The organism is Pedobacter sp. 01N416 (genome assembly GCF_056399685.1).
Genome location: NZ_JBFTRT010000013.1, coordinates 1 through 26,647 on the forward strand (window position 1 = coordinate 1; position 26,647 = coordinate 26,647).

Here is a 26,647-nt window from a genome sequence, read left to right on the forward strand (position 1 = left end):
AATCGGTCGTGATCGCCAGTCTAACCTCCTCTGCTAATTTTTTATTCTTTTTTTTCATTATAATTTCCATTATTAATGGGCCAAATTTGCTCCTTCTCATCATAATATTTTGTTTATTTTATCTGCGCACTTAAATCTCCAGTTTTTTATTTCTGGCATATCATCAAGATGTACACCTATATATTCTTTATGGCTGGCCAATTTATCCTCACAAAAACGGATGAACTCATCGGCCTGTTGCTGGAACCGGGGAACGCGTTTAACCGCTTCCATAGCTAAATGATACCGGCTCATCTGATTTAATACCACCATATCAAATGGTGTGGTGGTTGTTCCTTCCTCCATAAATCCCCGTACATGAAACCGTGCGGGATCCGGCCGTCCATGAACCAGATCATGAATAATACGGACGTAACCATGGAATGCAAAAATCACCGGGGCAGCATCGGTAAACAGGTCTTCAAAATATTCATCACTTAATCCATGCGCATGGTATGCTCTTGGAGAAAGGGCCATTAAATCAACCACATTAACAACTCTTACCCGAAGCTCAGGTAGGTGTGTGCGAAGAATTTCGGCGGCTGCGATAGTTTCCTGGGTGGGTACGTCTCCGGCGCATGCCAGAATCACCTCAGGTTCACCAAGATCATTTCCAGCCCATTCCCAAACAGATGCCCCTTTTTCACAATGCGCTACAGCTTCTTCCATCCCTAACCATTGCAGTTCAGGCTGTTTCCCAGCAACCACAACATTAACATAATTTTTACTTCTCAGGCAATGATCCATTACAGATAACAGCGTATTGGCATCGGGCGGTAAATAAATCCTGATTACGCTGCTTTTTTTATTGACCACCGTATCAATAAATCCTGGCCCCTGATGACTATAACCATTATTATCCTGTCTCCATACATGAGAAGTTAGTAGATAGTTTAGCGAAGCTATTGGCTTACGCCAAGGGATTTCCTGAGTAGTCTTTAACCATTTTGCATGCTGGCTAACCATGGAATCGACAATGGTTACGAAAGCTTCATAACAAGGGAACAGGCCATGTCTGCCCGTTAACAGATAACCTTCTAGCCAGCCCTCGCAAAGGTGCTCGCTCAATACTTCCATTACCCTTCCATCCGGAGATAATTTATCATCAGTATCGATAATTTTCTCCATGAAGCATCGATCAGTCACCTGAAAAACGGCCTCTAATCTATTAGAGTTCGTTTCATCGGGACAGAACAACCTAAAGTTCTTGTTAGCTGCATTCATGGTAAATATTTCACGCAAAAACTTACCTAGATTCCGGGTGCTTTCTGCCTGGATTGTTCCTGGATGTACTACCTTGATCCCGTAGTGTTTGAAGTCTGGCAGAATAAGATCCTTTAACAATACTCCCCCGTTTGCATAAGGTAATGCGCTCATTCTTTTATCCCCAACAGGCGAGAGGCTGCGGAGGTCAGCGTTTAGTGTACCGTGCTCATCAAAGAGCTTCTCCGGCTCATAGCTGCGCATCCATACCTCAAGGGCGTGCAATTTCTCAGGGTTCTCCTTAACTCCGGCCAACGGAACCTGATGAGCGCGGAACGATCCCTCGATAGGCAGATTATTCCAGGATTTAGGCCCGGTCCATCCCTTGGGCGTTCTTAAAATAATCATAGGCCATTTTCTTTGATGGATTATACCTTCAGCCCTGGCATTATACTGGATTTTTCTGATCTTATCATAAACGATATCCAATGTAGAAGACAGCTGACGGTGAACATTGTGCGGGTATTCTCCTTCAACGAAAAACACCTCATATCCATATCCTTTGAATAGTTCACTTAAAGCGGTATCATCCATGCGGGAAAATATGGTAGGACTTGCTATTTTGTATCCGTTTAGGTGAAGTATTGGCAACACCGCGCCATCTCTTGCAGGATTTAAAAAAGCAACTGAATTCCAGCTTGCTGCCAGAGGACCTGTTTCTGCCTCTCCGTCACCAATTACGCAGGCGGCAATCAGGTTTGGATTATCAAACACAGCGCCGAAAGCATGCATCAGGGAATAGCCCAATTCACCGCCCTCATTGATTGATCCTGGTGTGTGGGCACTTACATGACTGGGAATTCCTCCAGGAGTAGAAAACTGTCTGAAAAGTTTAAGCATACCTTCCTCATCCATCGTTACCTCAGGAAAAAATTCGGTATACGTACCCTCCAGATAAGTATGGGCTACTACTGCGGGTGCCCCATGGCCAGGCCCGCACACATACAGCATATCCGCATCTGTATCTTTTATCAATCTGTTCAGGTGGACATAAATAAGGTTTAAACCGGGAGAAGTGCCCCAATGACCAAGCAATCTGGGTTTAATGTCGTCTGGTGTAAGCGGGTTGCGCATTAGCGGATTGGCCTGTAAATAAATCTGACCAGCAGATAGGTAATTTACCGCTTGCCAATATTGATGTATTTTATCGATTACTGCTTCTGAAATTTCTTGCATGGTATTTTGGATTTAAGCTTTAAACATGTATTGTTTTAAGCTTCAGGGATAATGATTCGATAGGTTTTTATCTAAGTGTATATAGATCTGGCAATAAAAATTAAGACTAATAAAAAAAACATATCAAGTCGCGATATCATTCTAATCTGGTATGTTTAATCAAATATCCTCAACTATTCCGGGCCGGGAAATGATAGTGGTCATGTTTAATAGAGATGTTGATCCTAAAATAGAAGATCAAGACTGGTAAGCATGTTATTTAGCAGGTAATTTATATAGCCCGTTCGTGGTTTATTTGTAGGCACTAATTGTACTGTACGGATTATTTTTGATGCTTTTTACCGAAAATCAACTTGTAAAATTGAACCAGTATCAGCGGCAGTGTACCTGCAAAAATTGCGGCGAGCCATGCCTGTAATGGTATTATATTGAGATGAAGAACCTGCCGGCTTTGGGGAAAAACATACACCAAAGTGATAAGAGAAAAGCAGAATATGATTGCCATCCATACGAATTTATTTTTGGTCACCTCATTTTTCGTCATTCCCGAGCGCAAAGAAGACATATTGAATACATGAAATAATTGGGCAGCGGCCAGCGTAATAAATGCTACATTATTGATGACCTCTACTTTTTCACTTACATATCTCATACATATAAAAATCGCAAGCATAACCGAAAGCGTCATGAGCACGGCATAAACCAAAATCACCAGCCAGTTACGGTTAGATATAATCTCAAGGCCAGGATCTCTTGGGGCCTTCAACATAATGGATTTATCTCCCCTTCCCAGGCCAAGAGCAAGCGCAGGAAAGACATCAGTAACCATATTCAAAAACAGAATCTGTAAGGGAAAGAGGATGGCACCAGTTCCCAAAAAGCCCAGTAGGGTTACAATAATAATTTCACTCAGGTTACAGGATATCAGATAGATAACAAAGCGCTGGATATTCTGAAAGATCTCTCTTCCATTGGCAACGGCCCGGGTAATCGATACAAAGGAGTCGTCCTTAAGCACAATATTTGCAGTTTCTTTTGCCACTTGAGTGCCCCTTAGTCCCATGGCAATCCCTACATCTGCCTTTTTTATTGCTGGCGCATCATTTACACCGTCTCCGGTCATCGCCACCAAAAAGCCAGCCTTCTGATAGGTATCCACAATTTCGAGTTTCTGTTTAGGAGAAGTTCTGGCAAAGACAGTAGTGGAAAGAATCCTATCCCTCCACTCCTGATCCAATAAGTCTTCCTGTGGAAGAGCATTCCCCAATATGACCTGATCATCCGCTATTTCTGTGATGCCAACCTGTTTTGCAATACTTAAAGCTGTTAACGGATGGTCTCCGGTAATCATAACGATTTTTATACCTGCAGAGCGGCAGGTTGAGATAGCGCCTTTGATATCACTCCGCGGAGGATCCAAAAACCCAACCATCCCCACATAGGTCAGTTCAGTTATGAAGTCGCCATCAGGCATTTCATTCAGGCTTTTGAAGGCAAAAGCCAATACCCTTAACCCACTTGCTGAAAGGTTTTCTGCATTGGCGAGTATTTTTTCCCGATCACTGGAAGTGATTTCATTTAAACTATTTCCGGACTGGATCTTTGTGCACTTTAAGATCAAACCTTCAACTGCCCCTTTCACTGAAATGAAATAACCATTTCCATTTTGATCGGCAGTTGCCATCAGTTTAGTTTCAGCACTGAAGGGAATCTCCGATTTTCTCTGGTAATGTGCTGCAGAGCCCTCCCTGGAAAACGCGGCGGCTTTGTTCAATAGCAATAAGGCAATTTCAATAGGATCACCAGATACCTTAGACGTCTCAGTTTGATCAACAGGGGCGTTGTTACAAAGCGTGCCGATTTTAACCAATAGCTCAAAATTTTCCTGGCTTCTGTTTATACCCTTATCATCATACACCAGATGTCCCTTTTCCATAGAAACATGTACTTCTTCGTCAGGAAAAGACAGGACTTTTACAAAAATCTTATTTTCTGTTAGGGTTCCGGTTTTATCTGTAAGGATGACATTCACTCCCCCGAGCGTTTCGACCGAGGAAAGTCTTTTGACGATTGCATCTCTTTTTGCCATGCGCAGCATGCCAAAAGCGAGCGCAACCGTTGCCACAATAGGAAGGCCTTCAGGAAAGGCAGCCACAGCAAGTGCTATTGACGTTTCCAGAATCTCGAGCCAGGGTTTCCCTTCAATAAAAGCGGTGAGTGCAAAGAAAGCCGTCATGAAAAGGGTGATGTAAATTAACTTTTTGGTCAGATTTCCGATTTTGATATCCAAAGGTGATTTGGTGGCAGCTGAACGACCAACCATCTCGCTGATCTTACCCAGTTCGGTGTTTGCTGCAATGCCTGTAATAATGGCTTTGCCATTTCCATTCATCACCGCCGTACCTTTGTATACCATGTTTATTGATGCAGACGCATCAGTATCTGCCCCCTGGCTATCGCTTGTTTTAAGGATGGGAAATGATTCCCCAGTCAATGCAGACTCATCTACCTGAAGTCCGTTTGATTCRATAACCCGGCCATCTCCAGACACCATGTCTCCGGAATCAAGCAGCAGCAAATCTCCAGGGGTCAACTGTTCGGAAAGCACATCCATGGTTTTTCCGCCCCTAACGACTTTAGAGACACTTAGGTCCATTTCTTTCAGCGCCCGCATGGAACTCCTTGCCTGTAGTTCCATAAAAAAACCTATCAGGGCGTTAACCAAAATAACGATAAATATGGCGATGGCTTCCAACGAGTTTTTAAAATATAGCGATGCAAATGCAGCAACAAACAGCAGGTAAACGATAGGACTTTTGAATTGCTCAAAAAACATCTGCCAGATACTTTTGACCTTTTGGCTGACGTTAATGTTGAGCCCAAATTGGACTGAACGTAACGAAGCCTCATTAATACTGATACCCTGCTGCCCATCTGTTTCAAAAGCATTAAGTAGCTCATCAACGCTTAAAACTGGAACAGGTGTATTATTGGCAGCTAAGTTATTGTTCATCTTCTTTTTATAACAGTCAATGCCAGAATTGACAGATGACGCTACATATAGCAAAAGTACCGCCCCAATTGTAGTTAGAAATGATATTCCCTACCTGAATTGATGATGCTCATCACGAGCGGTTAAGCATTCTTCCATTTTTGAATGACTATCTTAAGCGTGCTGATATTCTTTAAAAGAATAAAATCCAAACAATCCCCGCTGGCGATGGTTCTATTAATGCAGCCAAAACATTTAGCTGTTAATCAATAAATTATGGAAAATGCCGTATTGCTAAAGGCAATTATTGACCATGCAATAGACGGACTGATCACTATTGATGACAGCGGTGTGGTAGAGTCGATTAACATTGGGATTGGCCGAGAGCTAATAGGCATGAAGAAAAACGGAAGTTACTTTCCATTTCGTCTGGGCGTAATTCAGGCAGGATAATTTATGCTGGTTTCATTCATGATCTGACCAGGGAAAAAGAGGCAGAAGGAAAATTACAGGACTATGCAGCACAACTTGAAATACAGGTGGAAGAGCGAACGCATTCATTGAGAATGAGTGTGAATCAACTCCAAAAAACTCAAATTGATCTGAACCTGTCACTTAATAAAGAAAAAGAACTTGGGCAGTTGAAGAGCAGATTTGTTTCCATCGCTTCTCATGAGTTCAGGACACCGCTGAGCCTCGTTCAGCTATCCGCTTCCTTAATCGAACGTTATACAGAAACACTTGATCAAAAGAACATCAGAAAGCATGTGGGCAAAATCAAAGATGCTGTACTTAATATTACAGCTATTCTTAACGACTTTTTATCACTGGAAAAATTAGAGAGCGGGATGGTTAAGCCATCACTGAGTCGCTTTAACTTATCAGAGATGGCAGAAGAAATTACCGGCGAAATGCAGATTGTTTTACAGGGAAAGCAAAAGATTATCTTTAAACACAGAGGTACTAGCCAAAAGATAACACTCGATCAAAATCTATTAAAAAATTGTATCATCATATTAATAGACAACGCCATTAAATATTCAGGGGCCGATAGTCAGATTCAGTTTTATACCAAGATTAATGAACATAATTGTACCATCAGAATCTGTGATGATGGGATTGGTATTCCTGAAAGTGATCACAAACATCTTTTCGATGCTTTTTTTCGTGCCCACAATACGGGTAATATATCAGGTACTGGGCTTGGGTTGAGTATACTTTCCAGATATACAGGTTTGATGGATGGGTATGTCAGTTTTAAAAGCAGAGTTAACAGAGGAACCTTATTTACATTGACCTTCCCACAAAAAAATAACCATGGGCAAAAAAGTATTGATTATTGAAGATCATGGTGAGATACGTACAAACCTGGTTGAAATTCTAGAAATGGCCCGTTACACGGTATATCAGGCTGAGAATGGTAAGCGTGGCGTTGAACTCGCCATCAGCCATGTTCCTGATATCATACTTTGTGATATCATGATGCCCGAACTTGATGGGTATGGTGTATTATATATGCTCAACAGGCATGAGCAGACATCAGGAATTCCATTTATTTTTCTGACTGCAAAGGCTGAACATGCAGATCTTAGGAAAGGAATGGAACTGGGCGCAGATGATTATTTGGTTAAGCCCTTTGATGATATGGAATTGCTAAATGCCATTGATATTCGTTTAAGAAAGAAAGCTGCAAACGATCTTTCCCACCAAAACAGAACTGAAGCATTCAAAGTATTGGTTGAGAAAACAGACGGTCTTGCTAAATTCAATAAAATTATTGAAGAAAAAAAAAGCAGGGATTTCAAAAAGAACCAGGTAATTTATTATGAGGATGATCATGGAAAAGGGCTCTATCTAGTTACGCATGGTAGAATTAAAACCATAAAACTGACTAAGGATGGCAGGGAGCTGATGACTGGGATTTATGTTCAGGGTGACTATCTTGGAATTAATGCGGCATTAAGTAATAGTTGTTATGCAGATACTGCCACAGCCCTTGAGGATAGTAGCGTGTGCCTAATTCCAATAGATCAAATGGAAACCATACTTAATTTATATCCGGAGGTAGCAAGAAAATTTATCCATTTGCTTTCCAGAGATAATAGAGCAAAAGAAGAACAGCTGTTGGAACTGGCCTATCATTCAGTGAGAAAAAAAATGGCCGGTACATTGCTCCGACTATATGAACAGGCAAAGGTAAATGATAATTTAATCAATATTACCAGGGAAGACCTTGCCGCTATGGCCTGCATGGCAACGGAAACGGTGAGCCGCACCTTATCAGATTTCAAGGATGAGCTGCTCATTGATAGAAACGGAACAAAGATTACGCTACTTAATCATGATGGACTAGCTAAAATGAAAAATTAAAGCCTATAATATTAAAATACCATAGCTATTATAAAAAAGCATTCCTTTATAACTTCCTGTGACAACATTAAAAGAATTTAAGTAGCCTCAACGATTCGATTATTCCGCAAAGGAATAACCTTTCGCCCAATAATCCTTTTATATAGATATAATACCTTAGGTTTGATCATCAATGAACTTAACTCCTGTAGATGAGGAGGATAAATGGAAAAACTTCGGTTTTCAATCCCCCTTAATATCTCTTTTCAAGAATTTTCATCCATTAAATGAGGCCATAGAGTCGATCATCAATGCACAGACTTTCCCCGTCCGCTTCGCCAAGCACAAGCATATTGCTTCTCCACTAAAACGTAACCATTATATTTTCCTGATCATTAAAGGTGCCGCCCATGGTTACCTGAAGGTGGGCAGTAAAAAAATAACCACCTGGATTGCCATTGAGAATGAACTTGCCGGAACAATCAGAAACCTATGGACAGATGAGGTATCTGAAGAATATATCGAATCCATTGAGCCGGTACTAGCCATTGCAGTACCCCATGAGATGTCGAAGTTATTATACCAACAGTTTGAAATTGTCAATTACGTGGGCAGAAAAATAATGGAAATCCATTATCGGAGCGCATTTGAGCGGGCATTCATCTGTAGGCTGCCCACTGCGAAAAAACGTTACGACCGGTTTATCCTAAGCTACCCGCGTTTGTTAGAACGCGTACCACTCAAGTACATTGCCTCCTTTCTGGGAATGAGAATGGAGACCCTAAGCCGTATCCGGTCAGGACTGAACAAGGCTAAAGCAGCTTTAGCAAATATAGTATAGACCAGCATAGGCAATCTCTCTATAAAAACTGTTTGAACATTGAAGTATAAGTCAAACCTGTATTAATAAAGTTTAAAACTTCTTCTTCCGATACCGACCTTCAAGCATATTTTTCGAAGTTCTTTCAAAGGAGAGCAAATCTTCAAAAAAGATAACTGTTTAATTACTACAATTTGTCAAAGTTTCGGTTGTTGGAATTAACAAAGCCAGTAACGATACCATTTGAATCCGTAACAAATTTATAATCACCCTCCTTTTCGTTGATGTAAAAATCAACATCAGATGTGAAATTTATCCTGCTTTTAACTGGGGTATTTAGCCACAGTTCATTGTTTTCCATAACGATAAATGCTGGTTTTCCGTACCACATATATTTCCCTATATATTTCCGCATCACAGAATCTGCTAATGAAGTGGTCTTCTTTTCAACAGGACGGTAAAAATCTTTCCAACCATATATCTGACTTACACTATTAAAAATTTCCGTTGAGATTCCCGGATTTCCGGAGTTTGTCATCACAACTACGCCATTCCCATTTTCAAAACTGCCTATATACTCAGAAATAAATCCATTGGTTCCACCACTGTGTGTGAAATATTTTTCACTTCCCTTTTGTTTTATAAATACACCTAAGGCACTTTCATCATCAATAAACGGCGTAAGCCTTAAAGCTCGCCAGTAATGTCAGTCACGATTAACTGTGAAATAGTAATCCCTCCTCCGGAATATACCGCAGTCTTACCTGGCTCATCTTCCGAGCGTACAGGTTCCGAATTTGCAGGCTTTTTTCCATCAAGTGTTTCATAGATAGACGGGATCCGATCGCCTTTGGTATATCCACTAAAACCGTGACCCGACAAACCGGCAGTATGGCTAAGAAGATTTGCAAGGGTTATTTTTTTATTGTTGGATACCTGATCATAGGGAAATTTCCAGGTTTTCAGACGATCATTTATATCAGTGTTAAGGTCCAGTTTTTTATCCTGAACTAGTTTTAAAATACCAACCCCGTTCAGTGATTTGCTTATTGATCCGGCCTGAAACAATGTATTGATAGTCACGGGCTTTTTACGATTAACGTCAGCAAAACCATAACCCTTTACCCAATCTATTTTATAGTTTTTGATCACTGCAATACTTACTCCATTGATGTTGTATTTAGCCATCCTATCTTGTAAATCGTATTTCTTACTGTTAAGATCTTTAGCCCACAGCCCCAGGTTCTTTTCAACTTCCTTAATTCTATCGGCAAGTTTTTCTGGAACAGTATTTCCGGACTGCGCAGATAATTTAGCGGAAAATATCAATACGATAAAAAGTGCAAGAGATAGGGAACGTGAAAAAGAATTCAATGGCATTTTTTTAGTTTTGCAAAGCAATTATTGGTTTATGGTTAAGGACGGCTGGCGGTTGGATGAAAGACCAACAATGAAATTATCACTGTCTTACAGTCATATCCGATCAAACAAAGATAATATTTTAATATCGGCAATTACATTTTTGACATTTTCTAAAACGAGATAATAATGCGGGCCTGATTATTGGTACTCCGCTTTATCGAAAGCCAAAAAGCCACCGTCACTAAAATAAAAATGAATACCGAAAAAACATGCCCGGGATTAAAGCCTCCACGTTTGGAGATTCCCAATGCAGTTAAAGCCGTAACAGCAGTAGTATAAAGTATATTTTACCACTAAGATGCGTTAAATCAATTTTGCCAAAGCGTACAAATGAAATGATTGCCGCTGCAATGGCAGCGATACCAATTATGGTATGAAAATTCCTAAACCTGATAGTCCCATAGCCTTTTATGTTGTTATGTAATTGTTGTTTACAAAAGTGGGTATAGTAAGGTTAAGGGGTTTTGTTTATTCGTTCAATTAATTGGTAATCCCGTTCAAAAATAACCCAGTGTGTTACCTTGACTTTGGTTTTAGCGAGACGCTAGACTAGATGGGAGATGCTAGAACGAATTAGATTAGCAAATAATTTTCACTTAGTTAATCAGTATCAATTAGGTTAATGTTTATCTTTCGAACCTGTTACCTGCTACGATAAGAGAAGAAAATTAATAAAGAAAATCAACAATTCTAAAAGAATTGGAAAATCTAAAATTATAAGATATGAAATTAATCACTAAAATATCGGTTTGCCTGGTATTGATGATGGGACTATCCGTGACGCTTTACGCACAATCAAAACAACAGGCTGTTAAATTGATATTGCGCTCAACACCGTGGACATTTACCGGAGGATCTGCGCTAAGTACGCTTTCGTCAAAAACAAGAAGCGCAATTTTCAAATCCCCGTCAGATAGCAGTAGCTTTACCATAAAATTACTGGTCAATCTTAAAGCAGGAAGTGCGAATAAGACACTTATTGATATCCCTGAAGTGTTAAAAGTGACAATATTTCATCACGACGCTAAGGATCGAAAACGTCAAAACTATCCTGCTTATTTATTGCCAGATGGCTCTGACCCAGCATTAGAAGCGTCTCTCCGGCTTCATTCTCCAACTGAGCCTAATGGTCCACGGGATATGTCTGTGGGTATTCCTTTAGGGATGTTGAAAAAACTAAATGGAGAACATGAGCTTGTACTTCATTTTTCCGGAGTTCGGTGGACTTTATACGTTGATAATGAGCTTCTTGATAATGATTTCCCCATAGGATATCCAAAATGGGGCGAACAAAGCACCTGGAGCATAGATCCTTCAGTTGTTTTAAAAGCGGAAATTTTTTTCCCAGGAATGCAGCCGCAAAGAGTGGCTTTGAAAAAACCCAGAACTGTGGCTGAAATTCAATACTGGACGCCTCAGGGACATAATGCCTGGGTGGGAGATGTTGCTACTTTATTTTATAAGGGACGTTACCATTTATTCTATTTATTTGACCGCCGTGGTCACGCCAGCAAATTTGGAAAAGGAGGCCATTATTTTGAGCACCTCTCCACCACCGATTTTAAAACCTGGGTTGAACACGATGCCGCCACGCCTATAGAGGAGCAATGGGAGGCGTTTGGAACTGGTACACCTTTTATCTTTGACAATAAACTTTGTATCAGTTACGGATTGCATACCACACGGATTTACCCTAAGGAACAAACCATGTTGCCTTTACAGTGGGATTATTACAATAAACATGGCATTACGGGTTCTTYCCGATACGACACCATTCCTGGCTATCCTGCTGGATCCACCTATTCCATTAGTGAAGATGGGATCAGTAAGTTCAAGAAATCAAAAATCTTATTTCATCCTTGCGAAAACCCTAGTGTTTATACAGATCCGGAGGGACGCTTGCGCATGTTGGCAAATTATGGAGCAAAAGGGACGTGGGAATCCAAGTCCATTAATGGTGGCTGGCAATCCGTAAATCCAAACTTCCCTCCTGGCGGCGATTGTACATTTTTCTTTCGCTGGCAAAGTTATGACTACGTTATTGGTGGTTTTACCGGTTTTTGGTCAAAACCAGCAGGTGCAACAGCGGACAGATTTGTAGATGGCGTTAAAGCAGGGCTTGACTTTTACAATGGAATGAATGTGCCAGCCGTAACAGAAATAAGCAACGGCCGGTTTTTGCTGGCTGGCTGGATTCCAATAGCAGCTTGGGGTGGAACACTAGCTATACATGAAATGGTCCAGGCTCCCGACGGCAGAATTGGAACAAAGTGGATGAACGAGATCATACCTGCAATCCAAAAAGAAAGGTTACTGTCAAAAGAAATTAAAAAAACTTCTACATTTCCTACAGGGTCTTCTTCGTTCCTATTGACTTTCGATGTAGAACCGGGCACTGAATTAAATGGAAAACTAGGCGCACTTTTTCTAGGCGCAGACAGTGAAGACCATGCTTCTGAAGTTCAAATCAGTCCAAAATATAAAAGGGCACAATATGGAAATGGACAGCTTCAGAATTTTTCTGGTACTGAGAAATCCTTACATGAGGGGGGATCACCAAACAGTGTGCGTAATTATGCGATTGAAAATTTGTCTGGTACAGATAAACCGTTTACAGTTAGAATGATTGTTAAATATGAAGACAAATTTGGCGGGTCATTAATTGATACTGAAATTGCTGGTCAGCGCACTATGATTTCTTTCCGTCCCGATTTAAAAGTTGAAAACTTACTATTAAGGTCGAAAAAAAACGTAATTAAAAATGTGAAAATTGCCTCACTTAAAAATTAGAGATCCTTCATTCAATAAGTGAGGAGTTACCTTTTGAAAGTAATTGTGTTTTTTTGTGATTATGCTCAGTGTTCAGAATATAGACGTTATCGTCTGAAATAACTTTTGAGTGTTGGAGATCAGCTAATTAATGACATGTATAAATTTGCATTTACCAGTTTCAAGATAAATACTATACACATGTCTTGGCAGGATTGAAGAAGTTGTAATTCGCCACCAGAGTTCACAATAGCACATTGGTTCGTAAAAACTTATGGTAGTTTCTTTTTCCGATATTGCCCTTCAACCTTATTTTTTAACGAATTTTCGAAATTTACTGTAGCCTCACAATATCAAAAAAGGGTCGAACATTGGCCGCATAACGCTAACAGCGCTAATAAAAATAAATAAGTGATTTCCCATCTAGCGCAAGTCTTAGTGCCTCGGCCCAAAACAATGGACAGACTTGCGATTTCGTTAAATTAACAGATTAATGTCAATAGAAAATTTTATTAGTTATATCGTGAAATGCACAAGTCATCCCACCCGTTGCCTTAAGCGCTACCTATCAAGCTGGCTGTTCACTATCCCTAAGAGATAGCATAGATGAATCCAGATCACCAGCTAAACACTTCGTAACCGCTATTTCTACACTTCATTTCCATCGCCCGGTGCTTCCTTGATCTTATCCCTTCTTCGGTAGCGAAAATTAGAATAGTATCTTTTGATATTCAGACGAAAAACATCATACAGCAGGGTAAAACAGAGCATTGATCCGGGGATCAAAAACGAGCGGAAACTAATACAGGTATACAAATATGCACCTGATAGCGCACCGAGCATAAAGAAGAGGATTATAGAAACCCGGAGTTTAATCCTAGACAGGAGCTCGACCTGAGCCTTGTAATTATCTTTTCTCAGCTGCGCGAGCTCTATCCCCAAATCTGTAAAGGTCCCGGTCAGATGGGTAGTCCTTACAACTGAACCAGAAATTACCGAAACCAAAGCATTCTGCAGCCCCATGGCAAAAAGCAGGGACCCGGCGAAAAAATTGTTAGAGAACTTCAGGGTTTTTACAAAGGCTGAGAACGCACAAAATATCAGTATGATAATTTCCAGCACGATAGGAATGGTAAAAGAGAACCTTGCGTTGTGGCCGATTTTGTTAACGATCAGGCTGCTCGTGAAAGCTCCGGCAAGAAAAAGCATCATCCAGATCGCAATGAGTCTGGCCATTCCCCAGTCCTGTCTGGCAATGCCTTCGGCAAAAAGCGCAGCATGTCCGGTAACATTTGTCGTCAGTGCCGAAAAACCGAGAAACCCAGCTGCGTTTACAAAACCCGCGGTCAGGCTCAGTAAAACTGCCAGTTTCAAATTGTGCGCATAGGTTCTTTTAACTCCGAAGTGTCTTAACATGGTTTGGATAATCGATATTTTTTCAAAATCGGAAGGACTTATTGTATTCTATCTGTTTTACCTCAAACCTTGCGTATGGATATTTTATCCCTTTTAGTTTCCAGCTTGCTTCTGCTAAGGTGGGAATAATAATGTTATTGATTTCGCGGTAATCAGAAAGATTAATAATCCAGGTCTCAAGCGTTTCTGCCATATATCTTTTGGTTGACAGGCTTTCAATTTCTCCCCTGTCGTTAAAGCAGACCAGATAATTTAATACCAATCCATTAATTTCCACTTTGAGCCTCGCATTTTTTGAATCAATAGCGAACCATTGCTTATTTTCATCCGGCAAAAGATTGGTCGGAAACCATACGCTTTCCGCTAGCCATCGCAGCAGCTCGCCCTGATTGAACTTATCACCCTTGCCATTAACAATCTTCAATGCATTAAACAGAAAAACCTCCAGTTTTCCCTTATCTCCTATATACATATCCCTTGCACTGAACAGGGCTGTATTACCTTTCCAGATAAAGCCAGCGGGAACTGTGGTAAAATACTGCTCACCACGGATCGGGATCCATGGCTTATCCAAAGCCATTTTAAACTGGCCGCCATGTTTTAAACGGATGGTACCGGGGTAACTTTGACCTTCTTTGAGCACCAGTCTGAAATATTTCTCAACCGGAGTTGGGAGAGCTAAAAGCTGATCAATTTTAAAAACCCTTGGCGCAGATTTATCCCGGATAGAGAACAATCTTTTAAGCTGGATTCTATAGCGCCAATTGGATAGCAGCACCAAAAGGGCATACAAGACTAAAACGGCAATTACCAGGTAAGCTGCGATGATGATCATTTCTTTATTTTCTTAGTGCCAATGCTTTATTATATTCATAATTCATCCTTCCGATGTGCAGAACCGATATTTCCTGAGGGCATTCTACCTCACAGGCCTCCATATTGGAGCAATGCCCAAAACCTTCGGCATCCATCTGTCCGACCATTTTTATTACCCAGTCTGCGGATTCCAGCTTTCCCTGCGGCAAAAGTACCAGATGGGATATTAGCCAAAGTAAACAGTATGGCACTTTAATCTTTACAGGTTGCCAATTTATCCATAGCGCTTAGCCTTTGGGATTTCTGCTATGGATATTTTTTATCGGCAGTCTATAACATGTCCATAGGCATTTATAGTTTTGGGGGATATAAAGGGAATACCCAAATCGGCCGACCGTAATATGAGCAATGCTCCCATAAAAAACATAAACCAGGGAATAAGTTTGTTGGTATTAAAGCGGATGTATTTCTTCAGGAAGATCCCGCCTAACGAAATCATGAGCATCAGTGGTGCGGTACCCAATCCAAAGAGGAACATAAAAGTACCACCAGATTTAATACTACCAGTATTTAAAGCAGTTGCAAGTGCCAGATAAACCATCCCGCAGGGGATGATGCCATTAAGCATTCCGGCAAACAATCCCCACAATGGCAAATTGAATACCTTTCCCATAAGCCTGCTCAGCGGATTGAGTACCCATGACTGGAACTTAGAAAACCTATTTCTATAAACAGCATTAAACTGTAGCGCTGTAAATAAAATCAGTATAGAACCGATTAAGATACTCAGCATTTTCTGATCGCTAAAGATGCGGATACTGCTCCCTAAGGCACCCACCAACAATCCTAACACAGTATATACGGCAATTCTGCCAAATTGGTACAACAAAAGCTGAAATCCACTTCGAAAGAAATCCTGTTTCGCGAATGGCATACCCAGCATAATCGRCCCGCACATTACGGCGCAATGAAGGCTTCCGAAAAGCCCCATCAAAAATGCCAATGGCAAAAAATCCATCATAGGGTGATGTTATTTTTAAACAGATAATCCTTTCCTGAGGAGTGCCACTGGAGGTTTAAAAACCACATTCCTTTGGGCATTTTAGTTTTATCAACCAGAATAAGATTCGCCGTTCCTGAGGTCTGTCCCTTTAACTTAACATCATCGTTGCTATTGGCAGGCCGCATTAAAACAAGATCGTATTTTGCACTATCTTTTACCTGAATGATAATCTGAGTTTTTGTAATGGTAATTTTGGGACTGGCATTATCGTCTATAACGTTCATTTTGGCATTGTATTCTGCATTATAATTGATTCCCTTTTCGTAATAATTTTCTTCTACCAGGGCATCTCTTCCGTGTACATGAAACATATAAACTACCATTCCCACAATAAACATCATGAATGTAAGCATGCCCAAAACTATTTTTGTTCCCCAGTTCATAGCTCTTTTTTAATTTTGAATGAGAGAATGATTGAATGAGTGAATGGCAACGATAACTCCACATTCATCATTCAAAATTCAATCCTTCACTCATTCACTCATTCTCTAATTCAATCCTCAATTCCTTCCGGTTGCGCGAAAAAACTTGTAGTTGCCGTACTTAAAACCTCGCCATTGGCAATAATTTCGAAAATGGCATCGGTTTTATATTTTTTAATGGAGTTGTTTTTCCTGATCAGAAAAAAAGTGAGGTGTACCGAGCCTTCTTTTGGCAAAACATCAGCCTTTTGGATGAAATTAATTTCGTCTCCCTTTTCCTTCGATCTGAAAGTAAACTTTACCGCTTTATTGGTTTTGTTGATCAGCTCTGCATTATAAAGATTGCTTGTTTTATCTGCTCCCCTGCTCTGATACAAGGTGCCGCTGGCTCTTAATACCGTAGTCTGGATATCTTCTCTTCTGTAAATCAATGAAGAAAAAACCATCAATACGGCAAATAGTACCGCAGCGTAACCGTAAGATTTTAAGCCAATTTTATAGGGTTTACGTTCCTTAATGAAATCCTGATTAAAAAAACCGATCAGATTTTTGGGCCTGTTTATTTTAAGCATCACCTCATTGCACGAATCGATACAGGCCGTACAGTTTACACATTCGAGCTGCGTACCTTCGCGAATATCGATACCCGTGGGGCAAACCTGCACGCAAAGTCCACAATCTATACAGTCGCCGGCTGTTAACTCATTAGCATTTTTTTGAAGATGCCCACGTGGCTCGCCCCTGGTAAAATCATAGGCTACTACCAAACTTTGATTGTCTAACAAAACGCCCTGTAACCTACCGTACGGACAGATTACCGTACACACCACTTCGCGTACATAGGTAAATACCCCATAGAAAATAAATGTAAACAGCCAGATGGAAATAAAGCCCGAAGCATGCCCAGCAATCGGTTCAGTTATAATTTTAAAGAGTACATCAGAACCGATCATATAAGCCAAGAAAGTATTCGCAATGGCAAAAGAAATCACCAGAAAAATAAAATGTTTACTGCCTTTTTTGAATATTTTCTCCGCGGTCCAACCTGCTTCGTCTAGTTTCTCTTGTTTGTTGGCATCTCCTTCGATCCAGTATTCAATCCTACGGAAAACCATTTCCATAAAAATTGTCTGTGGGCAAGCCCATCCGCACCACAACCTGCCCAACACTACCGTAAAGCACACAATGAACATGATAAAAATGAGCATGGCAAGGGCAAAGAGGTAAAAATCCTGCGGGGTAAAAATCAATCCAAAGAATACAAATTTTCTTTCTATAAAATTGAGCAGTACCAGTTGCTCACCATTAAGCTTTACAAATGGACAGGCAAACAAAAATAAAAGCAACACATAACTTACCCATTTCCGGTAGGTATACAACCTGCCCGATGGCTGTTTAGGATAGATAAAATTTCTGCCCCTGCCTTTATTTTCTTTTTTATTTTTTGGTAACATTGGCTTGGTTCACACTGTCGGTTGGTGTTTTCATCTCATTGTCTTTTAAATCTTTCGCTTCGTATTTTTCACCCTGTGGAGCTTTGGCTCCTGCAGGATTTGTCCCTTTTAGCGACAGAATAAAATTGGTAACTGCACTGATCTGTTTTGGATTTAAGTTTTTCTCCCAACTGATCATTCCTTTCTCGGGTACCCCATATTTTATGGTTTTGAATACATTATTAATGCTTCCACCATGTAACCAGTATTCGTCGGTTAAATTTGGCCCGATGATGCCCTGACCTTTATCGCCATGACAAACCACACAGTTTGTAGTGAAAACGGTTTTGCCTTCTTCCAGCACTGTTGGTGTATTATCAAACTTAACCGAACTTTCGTCAATGGTATTGGCCGATTTTTCGAGGTAGGCTGTTTTTTCTATCTTCGCCCTGGCCATTTCATTTTCGTATTCTTTATCCTGCAGGTCTCCATAGCCACCAATGTGGTAATAAAAAAGATATGCCGCAGCAAAAATCATTGTACCGTAGAAAAGGAAGTTAAACCAGGCCGGCACTGGGTTATTGAGCTCTTTAATGCCATCGTAAGCATGATCGATTACCAGATCCTTTTCTTCTTCAATTGGCCTTAAGCTTAAAAGTTTTGTCCAGATTGAAGGTTTAACAGGCTGTTGCTTTAACCAGCTATCGTAATCCAAAACCGGCTCTTTTACAGGTTTGGTATACGGTGTAGGATTTAACTGTTCCTGGTACATTACCTTGAATGCATTTAACAGGCTTACTGAAACAACAAGAAGCACAACTGCAAAAACCAGGAGGATTATAATCAGTATTTCCGACTGGTTTAGCCCCAAGCCTGCCTGAGCAGATGTTATGGGCGCTGCGGCTTTCTCATCAGCAGCAAAGGCTGTAATTGAGATGAACAGGAACAATAACAAAAGTTTAATCTTCTTCATATGCAATAGGTTGATTGTCTTGAATGGGAAGCTGACTCATCACTTCGATATGTTTTTTATTTAGTTTGAGCAGGTAAATACCCACGATTACAAAAAACACCATGAACATGAGCAGAGAGGTGATGAGGTATATTTCGCCACCGGCTAAATCTTTGATCTGGTTGAACATATTTTATTGATTTGAAGGAATGATTTCTTTATTGGCTTTTATATCGGTACCCAAACGTTGCAGATAAGCAATAATGGCTACTATTTCCCTGTCGCTTTTAACCTTAATGTTATTCTGTTTTAGGTCGAGTGTAATCTTTTCGGCCTGAACTTTTAAATCATCGTTAGCACGTTTATCATAACCATCGGGATAAGGAACGCCCAATGTTTGCATGGCCCTGATCTTGCTTGCTGTGGTTGTAATGTCCAGTTTCTGTTCGATGAGCCAGGCATAAGGCGGCATAATGCTTCCTGGCGACATTGAAGTAGGATCGACCAGGTGATTGTAATGCCAGGCATCAGAATATTTCCCGCCTATGCGATGAAGATCTGGTCCGGTACGTTTACTTCCCCATAAAAACGGGTGATCGTAAACAAACTCTCCGGCTTTACTATATTCACCATATCGCTCAGTTTCTGAACGGAAAGGTCTTACCGTTTGAGAATGGCAGTTTACGCAACCTTCTCTGATGTACAGATCTCTCCCCTGAAGTTCGAGCGCTGAATAAGGTTTTACGCTGGCTATAGTTGGAACATTGGATTGAATGGTAAAAGTGGGCATCATTTCTACCATGCCCCCGATAAGGATAATGATGAGCGAGAGCACCATAAATTTCATCGGCTTGCGTTCTAAAATCCTGTGCCAGGCTTTATCTGCGGGAGAGGTTTCGATGATCACTTTGCTCAATGGCATGGCTTCTGCCGGTTCATTGGCAAGTAATTTAGCCCCCAACATGGTTTTGGCCAGGTTATAAGTCATTGCAATTACCCCTATTAAATACAGTGCACCACCAATTGAACGCAAAACATGCATCGGGATAATCTGCAGTGTGGTAGCCAGGAAATTCGGGTACTTTAATAAACCTTCGGGCGTAAACTCTTTCCACATCAGCCCCTGCGTAAAACCTGCCCAATACATGGGAACAGCATAAAAAAGGATGCCCAAAGTACCTATCCAAAAGTGGAAACCGGCAAGCTTTTTCGAGTATAATTCTGTTTTGTAAATGCGGGGGATTAACCAGTAAAGTACACCGAAGGTTAAAAATCCGTTCCAACCTAAAGCACCAACGTGTACGTGTGCTACAATCCAGTCGGTAAAGTGGGCTACCCCATTAATCTGTTTTAATGATAATAACGGACCTTCGAAAGTGGCCATGCCATAAGCGGTAAGGGCAACCACCATAAATTTAAGGGTTACATCTTCTCTTACCTTATCCCAGGCACCGCGCAAGGTTAACAGGCCATTAATCATACCGCCCCAGCTTGGTGCAATTAGCATGATCGAAAAGGCAACACCTAATGATTGTGCCCAACCAGGCAATGAAGTATATAATAAATGGTGCGGGCCTGCCCAGATGTAAATAAAAATGAGCGACCAAAAATGCAGGATACTTAATTTATAAGAGTAAACGGGTCTTCCGGCCATCTTCGGCAAGAAATAATACATCATGCCGAGATAAGGTGTAGTTAGAAAAAATGCTACTGCGTTATGCCCGTACCACCATTGTACCAATGCATCCTGTACGCCGGCATACACGTAATAACTTTTCATGAAAGAAATGGGCAGCTCAAAAGAGTTTACGATGTGCAATACGGCTATGGTAACGAAAGTGGCAATGTAAAACCATATGGCAACATATAAATGACGCTCTCTTCTTTTAAAAATGGTACCGAACATGTTAACGCCAAAAACCACCCAGATGATGGTGATGGCGATATCAATCGGCCATTCGAGTTCAGCATACTCATGTGAGGTAGTAAAGCCAAGCGGCAGGGTGATTACTGCCGATAAAATGATCAGCTGCCAGCCCCAGAAGTGGATTTTGCTCAGCACATCGCTAAACATCCGTGCTTTTAACAAACGCTGAAGGGAATAATAAACGCCCATAAAAATGGCATTGCCCACAAAGGCAAAAATTACGGCATTGGTGTGCAGCGGCCTGATGCGGCCAAATGTAGTGTACTGACTGCCCATGTTCATTGCCGGTTTAAACAGTTGCATGGCTGCAAGCAAGCCAACGGTCATTCCTATAATTCCCCATACCAGGGTGGCAATACCAAAGTTCCGAACAATCTTGTTATCGTAAGTAAATTTCTCTAACTGCATAATAGAAGCTGAATTTTTGTATGTTTTGTGTTCCAAAGGTATTCTCTAGTGGACAGACAAAGGATGATGATGCTTAGCTAGAAAAGTGATCTTCTTCACTTTTTTCAGCAACAACTTCATCATCGAAAAGCATGCGGATACCCGGGGTATGTACATCATCGTTCTGACCGGTTTTATAGGCCCAGAAAAACGCAGCCAAAAAAATGAGTGCCATTAAAACACTGCAGCCAACCAAAAAGTAAAGGATGTTCATATCAGTTTATTTTTACGGGCAAACCACCTGGTTGCCAAAGTGGTAAAGGAGATAATGGTAACCGTACTAATTGGCATCAGTACTGCGGCCACCAAAGGATAGAGTGTGCCCTGCACAGCAAAGTAAATACCAATACAGTTATACGCGATGGCTATGGCGAAGCTTGTTTTAATGATCTTCAGTCCATCTTTACTTAACTGGATAAAATCTGGCAGATAATTTAAGGCGCTGCCTTTGAGAATGGCATCACAGCCGGGGCTGAAACTGTTAATATTGTCGGTTATTGCAACCCCAAAGTTGCTCTGTTTCAGGGCTCCGGCATCATTTAAGCCATCACCCAACATCATTACTTTATCTCCTTGCTGTTGAAGCAGCAGAACAGCATCCAGTTTTTGGTGCGGGCTCTGGCGAAACCTGATGGTTGTATTTTTCGTGAAAATGGTATCCAGCATCCAGCGGTCTTTATCGGTATCACCGGATAAAACCTGCAAATTGAATCGAAAAAGTTTTAGAATCATTTGTTCCAGCCCTGACCGCCACTGTTGCCTGATATCAAAACATCCTTTATATACATGATCGATCACAATATGCACCCCGCTCTCCCCGGCAGATGGTACCTGGACCGGCAGCATAGAAAGATGCCCCGCATAAATACTTTGGCCGTTAATTTTGGCCGTCAAACCTTTTCCTACCACCTCTTTATAATCGCTGAGCGAATAAAACCGGTCAACATTTAAAGCCTTAATGATATGCCTGCTCAAGGGATGTATAGAATTGCGCAACAATGAGGCAACAATAATCTTTTCTTCATCGGTTATCATTCCGCTAAAGACGATCTCTGCATTTTCATTACTGGTCAACGTACCTGTTTTATCAAAAATCAGGGTATCGCATTTGGCAAGTTCCTCAACGGCATCGGTGTTTTTCACATAAAAACCCTTCTTATCAAAAACCGATAAAATTGCGGATAAGGTAAATGGTGTGCTCAAAGCCAGCACGCATGGACAGGCCACAATAATTACGGCAGTAAATGCCGACCAGGCCTTGTGGCTATCGTTTTGAAGTAACCAATACCCGGTAGCGGCAAATGCAATCAGAAAAACACCCAGGCTGAAGTACCTGGCTACGCTATCGTTAAAATTCTGTTTTTCGGAATTGTTTTTATAATTATCGTTGTTCCATAAACCGGTTAAATAACTCTGCGAAACAGGTTTAATTACTTCAAGCTCTATGGCCTCGCTGGTTTGTCTACCCCCGGCATAAATAATTTCGCCCAAAACCTTATGTACAGGATCAGACTCACCTGTAACAAAACTCATATCCATCCAGGCCTCACCTTTCATCAGAATGGCATCAGCCGGAACCAGCTCGCCACTTCTGATCCATAACCGGTCGCCGATCTTGATTTCGTTTATGGATACTGGTTTTTCTTTACCATTTTGCAGGGTAGTTACCGCAATCGGGAAGTAGGAACGGTAATCGCGATCAAATGAAATGTGATGGTAGGTACGCTGTTTAAGCCATTTGCCCATTAAAAGCAAAAACACCAAACCGGTTAAGGTATCGGCAAAACCCGGGCCTGTACCAAAAACAACTTCAAAAGCAGTGCGCAAGAAAAGCACCGCAATAATTAGTGCTAAAGGGGTATCGAGGTTAATATGTCTGTGTTTAAGGCTTGTTATAGCTGAGGTAAAATAATCGCGACCACAATAAAAAGCAGCAGGGATAGAGAACGTAAGGTTTAGCCAGCTAAAAAGGGATTGAAATTGTTTCTCGAAACCTGATAAACCAAAATATTCCGGAAAGCTAAAGAGCATAACATTGCCCATTAAAAATCCGGCAACGGCTATTTTTAACACCAAAGTTTTATCTACCGAACTGCTGTGTGCCTGTACAACATCCTGCAGACTGATCAAAGGCTCGTAACCAATCTGGTTTAAAGTTGCTACCAGTTGCCTTAGCGAAATTTCGTCGTGATTGAAACTTATAGTCATCTGTTTTTTAAGAAAATCGATCCTTGAGCTGAATATAGCAGGGTTGATTTTATAGAGGTGTTCCAGCAACCAGATGCACGAACTGCAGTGTATTGCAGGGATATAAAAGGTGATAATGCTCGAACTTTCGTGTTTATAATCGAGCAGCTGATCAATAATTTTTGGCTCATCAAGATATTCTAAATGGCTTTCATTTTTAAATTGCCTGCCCGGATTGTTATTGTACACATAATAATTACATAAATTATTCTCTGAAAGGATCTTGAAAACGGCCATACAGCCCGCGCAGCAAAAATCTTTATCTTCTGCCTGATATTTTACCCTGGGCAGATCTTCGCCACAATGATAACAAAGGGCCTGTGTTGCGGTTTTATTTTGATCTTCCATTTTAGACTGTTCTTAAATTGATGAACTGAACAATTGGGTTTTGGGCTGTTTGAGCCATAGTTTCTCGTCGAAAGCCATACACACATTCCGTAAAAAAGATCGCCCTTTGGTGGTAATTCTGATTTCTTTTTCGGTTACCCATACCAACTTATCGCGTAATAAAGGCAACAGCCTGCCATACACTTGTTCTGGAATGCCTTCGTTGTACACTGTATTTTCCTTGCACATGAGGTTAAGGATATGTCTTCTTACCTCAAGATCTTCACCTGTAAGGAAATGGCCTTTTTCTACAGGTAGCGTACCTTGTTCAATTTTATTGAGATAATCTTCTACCGTTTTCGGGTTTTGTGCAAAAGCTGTCCAGCTATCGCTGATGGAAGACACGCCCAATCCGATAAGTAAACGGGTATGCTGATTGGTATAGCCCATAAAATTGCGGTGCAGCTTCTGTTCAGTCATCGCCTGGAACAATGAATCGCTGTTCAGTGCAAAATGGTCCATCCCTATATCTTTATATCCTGCGGCATCAAGCAATTGTCTGCCCAATTGGTAGAGCGCAAATTTTTCGTCGCCCAGGGGAAGATCCTTTTCGGTATAATGTCTTTGGCCGGGTTTTAACCAGGGCACATGGGCGTAACTGTAAAAAGCGATGCGGTCTGGCTTCATATCGATTACCGCTCCTATAGTATCCGCTAAGCCCGGAATTGTTTGACCCGGAAGACCGTAGATCAAATCAAAATTAACAGAGGTATAACCGATTTCCCTTGCTTCTGCGATAACTACAGCTACCTGTCGGGGCGTTTGAAAGCGGTTGATCAGGAACTGTACTTTAGGATCGAAATCCTGGATTCCCAGGCTTAATCTTTTAAAACCAAGACTGTACAGCATAGTTAAGTGTTCACTGGTGGTATTGGCTGGGTGTGCCTCAAAAGAAAATTCTGCATCAGCAGCCAAAGTTGAATTTTGCAGAATACCATTGATCAATAATCCCAGGTTTTCTGCACTAAAAAAAGTAGGGGTTCCGCCACCCAGGTGCAGTTCTTTTAGTTTAGGTTTCTCCCTCAAAACTTCCACATACATTTTCCATTCTGCCAGTACAGCATTTATATACGGTACCTCTACATCATGGTTTTTTGTTATCCGGGTATTACAACCGCAATAGGTGCATAGGCTCTCGCAAAATGGAAGGTGGATATATAGACTGATCCCTTCATCTTTATGGCTTTCATAGGTGTTGGCTACATTGGCTAACCAACCATTTGCAGTGAAATTTTCAATATCCCAGTAAGGAACGGTTGGGTAACTGGTGTACCTTGGTGTGGCAACATTGTATTTTTTAAGTAGTGTAGAAGTTTCCATTATTTAAGCACTTTTAGGGTAGAACATTCGTTTTGACAGCAGCACGCGCTACCTACACATTTACCCACAGCCCATTGATCGAGGTTTTTGATCACCTGCTCCATCCGTTGTTTAGCGTTGGCATCACCAGATGCCAAAGGAACATTTGCCACTTTGATCCCAGCAGAACCGGCAGCTTTTAAATCAAGATGGTCTGTTTCGGAAGATGAGGTTGCAATGTATTTTATGCCCAGGGCTTTTAGCCCCAGAATCATCGCCCCACTTAGCTCATCGTTGTTAAAAACCAAGAGGGCCTCCTTTCCGGTTGCAAATGAAAGCGTATCAATAGTTAAACTGTTCGCAATTATGGTAATGTCGTGTTTTTTATAATTGGCCAGTACCAACCATTCCTTTTCATCGGGTTTGATGTTGTAAGCTATAGCTTTCATATACAGAGTTTATATATACAAAACTATGGCCCTGAGCAGGTGCAGCAGGTGAGAATGATTAGAGAAAAAAATGATTTTAGTTACATTTCTTAGTTTGGCGTTTAGCGGCAATTAAGCGATTTAAACAACGAACAAATAAATCACCTCATGAGATTGCTTTACCGAAATCGCTACAGGCTGGCGCCCACTTGCGGTCCCACAATGAAGAATACGACTATGAACCATTGACTAATTACCAGCGAACCAATGATCAATAAATTAATTACAATTCTTCGCACAACCGTTTGCGTTTATTCAAAAAAAGCTCAAAAACAAAGCTATAAAACACTAAAATCAAATAGTTTAAAACAGCATTTAACAAAAATGATTGGTTAAACCTATATTAAGACTACTTACAACTACAAACTTTACAAAAGCTGTATTACCTATAAAATGATGCCTTTTTCCCTTGCAAAATATACCTGTATTGAGCAAACGTTTGCGCTGAGAATCTTAATTTTTTATCAATTGTTAGTCGTTAACTTCAATCATGGTTAGTGCAAAATATCCCTTGTTTTTTACTGCACTAATGTGTTTGGGTTGGCTTAGCGGCCGTGTGTGACAATTATAAATACCGACAGTTGAAAATGAGGCTGGGTTAAGCAAAAAACCATCTGCATTGCAGATTGGCAAAATGGATGCAACTTAATTATAAACAACCATATACTAACCAAAATGAAAAAAACAAGTTCACTTGCCACAGGCCTGCTCTTATTGCTAAGCTTGTATTCGTGTAAAAAAACAGAAACCCCAGCGGAAACAGAGACACCAAAAATTAAAAACGCCATTGCAGTTACCGAAAGTTTGGGCGGTTCGTCCCTAAACGTCGGTTTAGGTGGTAATGCCTATACCTCTGGCACAGGTGGCTTAATTAATGATACTGGTTTACATAACTGGACATCAGCCAGCACGATTACCAG

23 protein-coding genes are annotated in these 26,647 nt (G+C 40.9%); 6 read left to right on the forward strand and 17 right to left on the reverse strand.

The window, feature by feature from the left end:
* Positions 1-99: 99 nt before the first annotated feature.
* Together AC1DND_RS01520 and AC1DND_RS01525 are read right to left on the reverse strand one after the other, a co-directional pair.
* Positions 100-2,478: a phosphoketolase family protein gene (locus AC1DND_RS01520; RefSeq protein WP_477578527.1), complete on the reverse strand. Its 2,379-nt coding sequence runs from the start codon at positions 2,476-2,478 to the stop codon at positions 100-102.
* A gap of 322 nt (positions 2,479-2,800) precedes the next feature.
* A complete protein-coding gene (locus tag AC1DND_RS01525; RefSeq protein WP_477578529.1) occupies positions 2,801-5,491 on the reverse strand; it encodes a cation-translocating P-type ATPase in 2,691 nt (896 codons plus the stop codon).
* A 255-nt stretch (positions 5,492-5,746) separates the two neighbouring features.
* Between AC1DND_RS01525 and AC1DND_RS01530 the strand changes: the two genes are divergently transcribed.
* The 4 genes from AC1DND_RS01530 to AC1DND_RS01545 all read left to right on the forward strand — a co-directional run bounded on the left by AC1DND_RS01530 (position 5,747) and on the right by AC1DND_RS01545 (position 8,660).
* Positions 5,747-5,923, forward strand: coding sequence for a hypothetical protein (locus tag AC1DND_RS01530; RefSeq protein WP_477578531.1), 177 nt, complete (start codon positions 5,747-5,749; stop codon positions 5,921-5,923).
* 113 nt (positions 5,924-6,036) lie between these two features.
* Entirely contained in the window at positions 6,037-6,813 is a 777-nt protein-coding gene (locus AC1DND_RS01535; RefSeq protein ID WP_477578532.1) for a sensor histidine kinase, read from the forward strand.
* A complete protein-coding gene (locus AC1DND_RS01540) occupies positions 6,788-7,840 on the forward strand; it encodes a response regulator (protein WP_477578534.1) in 1,053 nt (350 codons plus the stop codon). The genes AC1DND_RS01535 and AC1DND_RS01540 overlap by 26 nt, the downstream gene beginning before the upstream one ends.
* Before the next feature lie 172 nt (positions 7,841-8,012).
* Positions 8,013-8,660 carry a Crp/Fnr family transcriptional regulator gene (locus AC1DND_RS01545; protein WP_477578536.1) on the forward strand — a complete coding sequence of 216 codons (648 nt, stop codon included), beginning with the start codon at positions 8,013-8,015 and terminating at the stop codon, positions 8,658-8,660.
* A gap of 166 nt (positions 8,661-8,826) precedes the next feature.
* Here the strand turns inward: AC1DND_RS01545 and AC1DND_RS01550 are convergent, their stop codons facing one another.
* The gene (locus tag AC1DND_RS01550; RefSeq protein ID WP_477578537.1) at positions 8,827-9,180 is read right to left on the reverse strand and encodes a hypothetical protein; all 354 of its coding nucleotides are present in this window, start codon (positions 9,178-9,180) and stop codon (positions 8,827-8,829) included.
* A 146-nt stretch (positions 9,181-9,326) separates the two neighbouring features.
* Entirely contained in the window at positions 9,327-10,019 is a 693-nt protein-coding gene (locus AC1DND_RS01555; RefSeq protein ID WP_477578539.1) for a serine hydrolase domain-containing protein, read from the reverse strand.
* A 765-nt stretch (positions 10,020-10,784) separates the two neighbouring features.
* Here AC1DND_RS01555 and AC1DND_RS01560 point away from each other — a divergent pair.
* Positions 10,785-12,851: a glycoside hydrolase family protein gene (locus AC1DND_RS01560; protein WP_477578540.1), complete on the forward strand. Its 2,067-nt coding sequence runs from the start codon at positions 10,785-10,787 to the stop codon at positions 12,849-12,851.
* A gap of 627 nt (positions 12,852-13,478) precedes the next feature.
* Here AC1DND_RS01560 and AC1DND_RS01565 read toward each other — a convergent pair.
* The 13 genes from AC1DND_RS01565 to AC1DND_RS01625 all read right to left on the reverse strand — a co-directional run bounded on the left by AC1DND_RS01565 (position 13,479) and on the right by AC1DND_RS01625 (position 25,688).
* Entirely contained in the window at positions 13,479-14,204 is a 726-nt protein-coding gene (locus AC1DND_RS01565; RefSeq protein ID WP_477578542.1) for a YoaK family protein, read from the reverse strand.
* Positions 14,205-14,268: 64 nt separating this feature from the next.
* The gene (locus AC1DND_RS01570) at positions 14,269-15,081 is read right to left on the reverse strand and encodes a DUF6544 family protein (RefSeq protein WP_477578544.1); all 813 of its coding nucleotides are present in this window, start codon (positions 15,079-15,081) and stop codon (positions 14,269-14,271) included.
* 4 nt (positions 15,082-15,085) lie between these two features.
* Positions 15,086-15,229 carry a hypothetical protein gene (locus tag AC1DND_RS01575; protein WP_477578545.1) on the reverse strand — a complete coding sequence of 48 codons (144 nt, stop codon included), beginning with the start codon at positions 15,227-15,229 and terminating at the stop codon, positions 15,086-15,088.
* Between the two features lie 152 nt (positions 15,230-15,381).
* A complete protein-coding gene (locus AC1DND_RS01580; RefSeq protein WP_477578546.1) occupies positions 15,382-16,083 on the reverse strand; it encodes a sulfite exporter TauE/SafE family protein in 702 nt (233 codons plus the stop codon).
* Complete coding sequence (locus tag AC1DND_RS01585; RefSeq protein WP_477578548.1) at positions 16,080-16,508, reverse strand: FixH family protein; 429 nt, start codon at positions 16,506-16,508, stop codon at positions 16,080-16,082. The genes AC1DND_RS01580 and AC1DND_RS01585 overlap by 4 nt, the downstream gene beginning before the upstream one ends.
* Positions 16,509-16,618: 110 nt before the next feature.
* Entirely contained in the window at positions 16,619-18,001 is a 1,383-nt protein-coding gene (gene ccoG, locus AC1DND_RS01590; protein ID WP_477578550.1) for a cytochrome c oxidase accessory protein CcoG, read from the reverse strand.
* Complete coding sequence (locus AC1DND_RS01595) at positions 17,985-18,953, reverse strand: cbb3-type cytochrome c oxidase N-terminal domain-containing protein (RefSeq protein ID WP_477578552.1); 969 nt, start codon at positions 18,951-18,953, stop codon at positions 17,985-17,987. The genes ccoG and AC1DND_RS01595 overlap by 17 nt, the downstream gene beginning before the upstream one ends.
* The gene (locus AC1DND_RS01600; RefSeq protein ID WP_477578554.1) at positions 18,940-19,122 is read right to left on the reverse strand and encodes a hypothetical protein; all 183 of its coding nucleotides are present in this window, start codon (positions 19,120-19,122) and stop codon (positions 18,940-18,942) included. The genes AC1DND_RS01595 and AC1DND_RS01600 overlap by 14 nt, the downstream gene beginning before the upstream one ends.
* A gap of 3 nt (positions 19,123-19,125) precedes the next feature.
* The gene (gene ccoN, locus AC1DND_RS01605) at positions 19,126-21,267 is read right to left on the reverse strand and encodes a cytochrome-c oxidase, cbb3-type subunit I (RefSeq protein ID WP_477578556.1); all 2,142 of its coding nucleotides are present in this window, start codon (positions 21,265-21,267) and stop codon (positions 19,126-19,128) included.
* A gap of 73 nt (positions 21,268-21,340) precedes the next feature.
* On the reverse strand, positions 21,341-21,520 hold the full coding sequence (gene ccoS, locus AC1DND_RS01610; protein ID WP_029278967.1) for a cbb3-type cytochrome oxidase assembly protein CcoS: 180 nt from the start codon (positions 21,518-21,520) through the stop codon (positions 21,341-21,343).
* A complete protein-coding gene (locus tag AC1DND_RS01615; protein WP_477578558.1) occupies positions 21,517-23,901 on the reverse strand; it encodes a heavy metal translocating P-type ATPase in 2,385 nt (794 codons plus the stop codon). The genes ccoS and AC1DND_RS01615 overlap by 4 nt, the downstream gene beginning before the upstream one ends.
* 12 nt (positions 23,902-23,913) lie before the next feature.
* Positions 23,914-25,260 carry an oxygen-independent coproporphyrinogen III oxidase gene (gene hemN, locus AC1DND_RS01620; protein ID WP_477578560.1) on the reverse strand — a complete coding sequence of 449 codons (1,347 nt, stop codon included), beginning with the start codon at positions 25,258-25,260 and terminating at the stop codon, positions 23,914-23,916.
* Positions 25,260-25,688 carry a lactate dehydrogenase gene (locus tag AC1DND_RS01625; RefSeq protein WP_477578562.1) on the reverse strand — a complete coding sequence of 143 codons (429 nt, stop codon included), beginning with the start codon at positions 25,686-25,688 and terminating at the stop codon, positions 25,260-25,262. The genes hemN and AC1DND_RS01625 overlap by 1 nt, the downstream gene beginning before the upstream one ends.
* Positions 25,689-26,402: 714 nt before the next feature.
* Between AC1DND_RS01625 and AC1DND_RS01630 the strand changes: the two genes are divergently transcribed.
* Positions 26,403-26,647, forward strand: a 245-nt coding sequence (locus AC1DND_RS01630; protein WP_477578563.1) for a hypothetical protein, incomplete at its 3' end; no start/stop codon positions are given.

Bases quoted from the DNA above. Each gene is read 5' to 3' on its own strand.
- AC1DND_RS01520 (WP_477578527.1), bottom strand. From the start codon at position 2,478: ATGCAAGAAATTTCAGAAGCAGTAATCGATAAAATACATCAATATTGG.
- AC1DND_RS01530 (WP_477578531.1), top strand. From the start codon at position 5,747: ATGGAAAATGCCGTATTGCTAAAGGCAATTATTGACCATGCAATAGAC.
- AC1DND_RS01535 (WP_477578532.1), top strand. From the start codon at position 6,037: ATGAGTGTGAATCAACTCCAAAAAACTCAAATTGATCTGAACCTGTCA.
- AC1DND_RS01540 (WP_477578534.1), top strand. From the start codon at position 6,788: ATGGGCAAAAAAGTATTGATTATTGAAGATCATGGTGAGATACGTACA.
- AC1DND_RS01545 (WP_477578536.1), top strand. From the start codon at position 8,013: ATGAACTTAACTCCTGTAGATGAGGAGGATAAATGGAAAAACTTCGGT.
- AC1DND_RS01555 (WP_477578539.1), bottom strand. From the start codon at position 10,019: ATGCCATTGAATTCTTTTTCACGTTCCCTATCTCTTGCACTTTTTATC.
- AC1DND_RS01570 (WP_477578544.1), bottom strand. From the start codon at position 15,081: ATGATCATCATCGCAGCTTACCTGGTAATTGCCGTTTTAGTCTTGTAT.
- AC1DND_RS01575 (WP_477578545.1), bottom strand. From the start codon at position 15,229: ATGGTCGGACAGATGGATGCCGAAGGTTTTGGGCATTGCTCCAATATG.
- AC1DND_RS01585 (WP_477578548.1), bottom strand. From the start codon at position 16,508: ATGAACTGGGGAACAAAAATAGTTTTGGGCATGCTTACATTCATGATG.
- ccoG (WP_477578550.1), bottom strand. From the start codon at position 18,001: ATGTTACCAAAAAATAAAAAAGAAAATAAAGGCAGGGGCAGAAATTTT.
- AC1DND_RS01595 (WP_477578552.1), bottom strand. From the start codon at position 18,953: ATGAAGAAGATTAAACTTTTGTTATTGTTCCTGTTCATCTCAATTACA.
- AC1DND_RS01600 (WP_477578554.1), bottom strand. From the start codon at position 19,122: ATGTTCAACCAGATCAAAGATTTAGCCGGTGGCGAAATATACCTCATC.
- ccoN (WP_477578556.1), bottom strand. From the start codon at position 21,267: ATGCAGTTAGAGAAATTTACTTACGATAACAAGATTGTTCGGAACTTT.
- ccoS (WP_029278967.1), bottom strand. From the start codon at position 21,520: ATGAACATCCTTTACTTTTTGGTTGGCTGCAGTGTTTTAATGGCACTC.
- AC1DND_RS01615 (WP_477578558.1), bottom strand. From the start codon at position 23,901: ATGGAAGATCAAAATAAAACCGCAACACAGGCCCTTTGTTATCATTGT.
- hemN (WP_477578560.1), bottom strand. From the start codon at position 25,260: ATGGAAACTTCTACACTACTTAAAAAATACAATGTTGCCACACCAAGG.
- AC1DND_RS01625 (WP_477578562.1), bottom strand. From the start codon at position 25,688: ATGAAAGCTATAGCTTACAACATCAAACCCGATGAAAAGGAATGGTTG.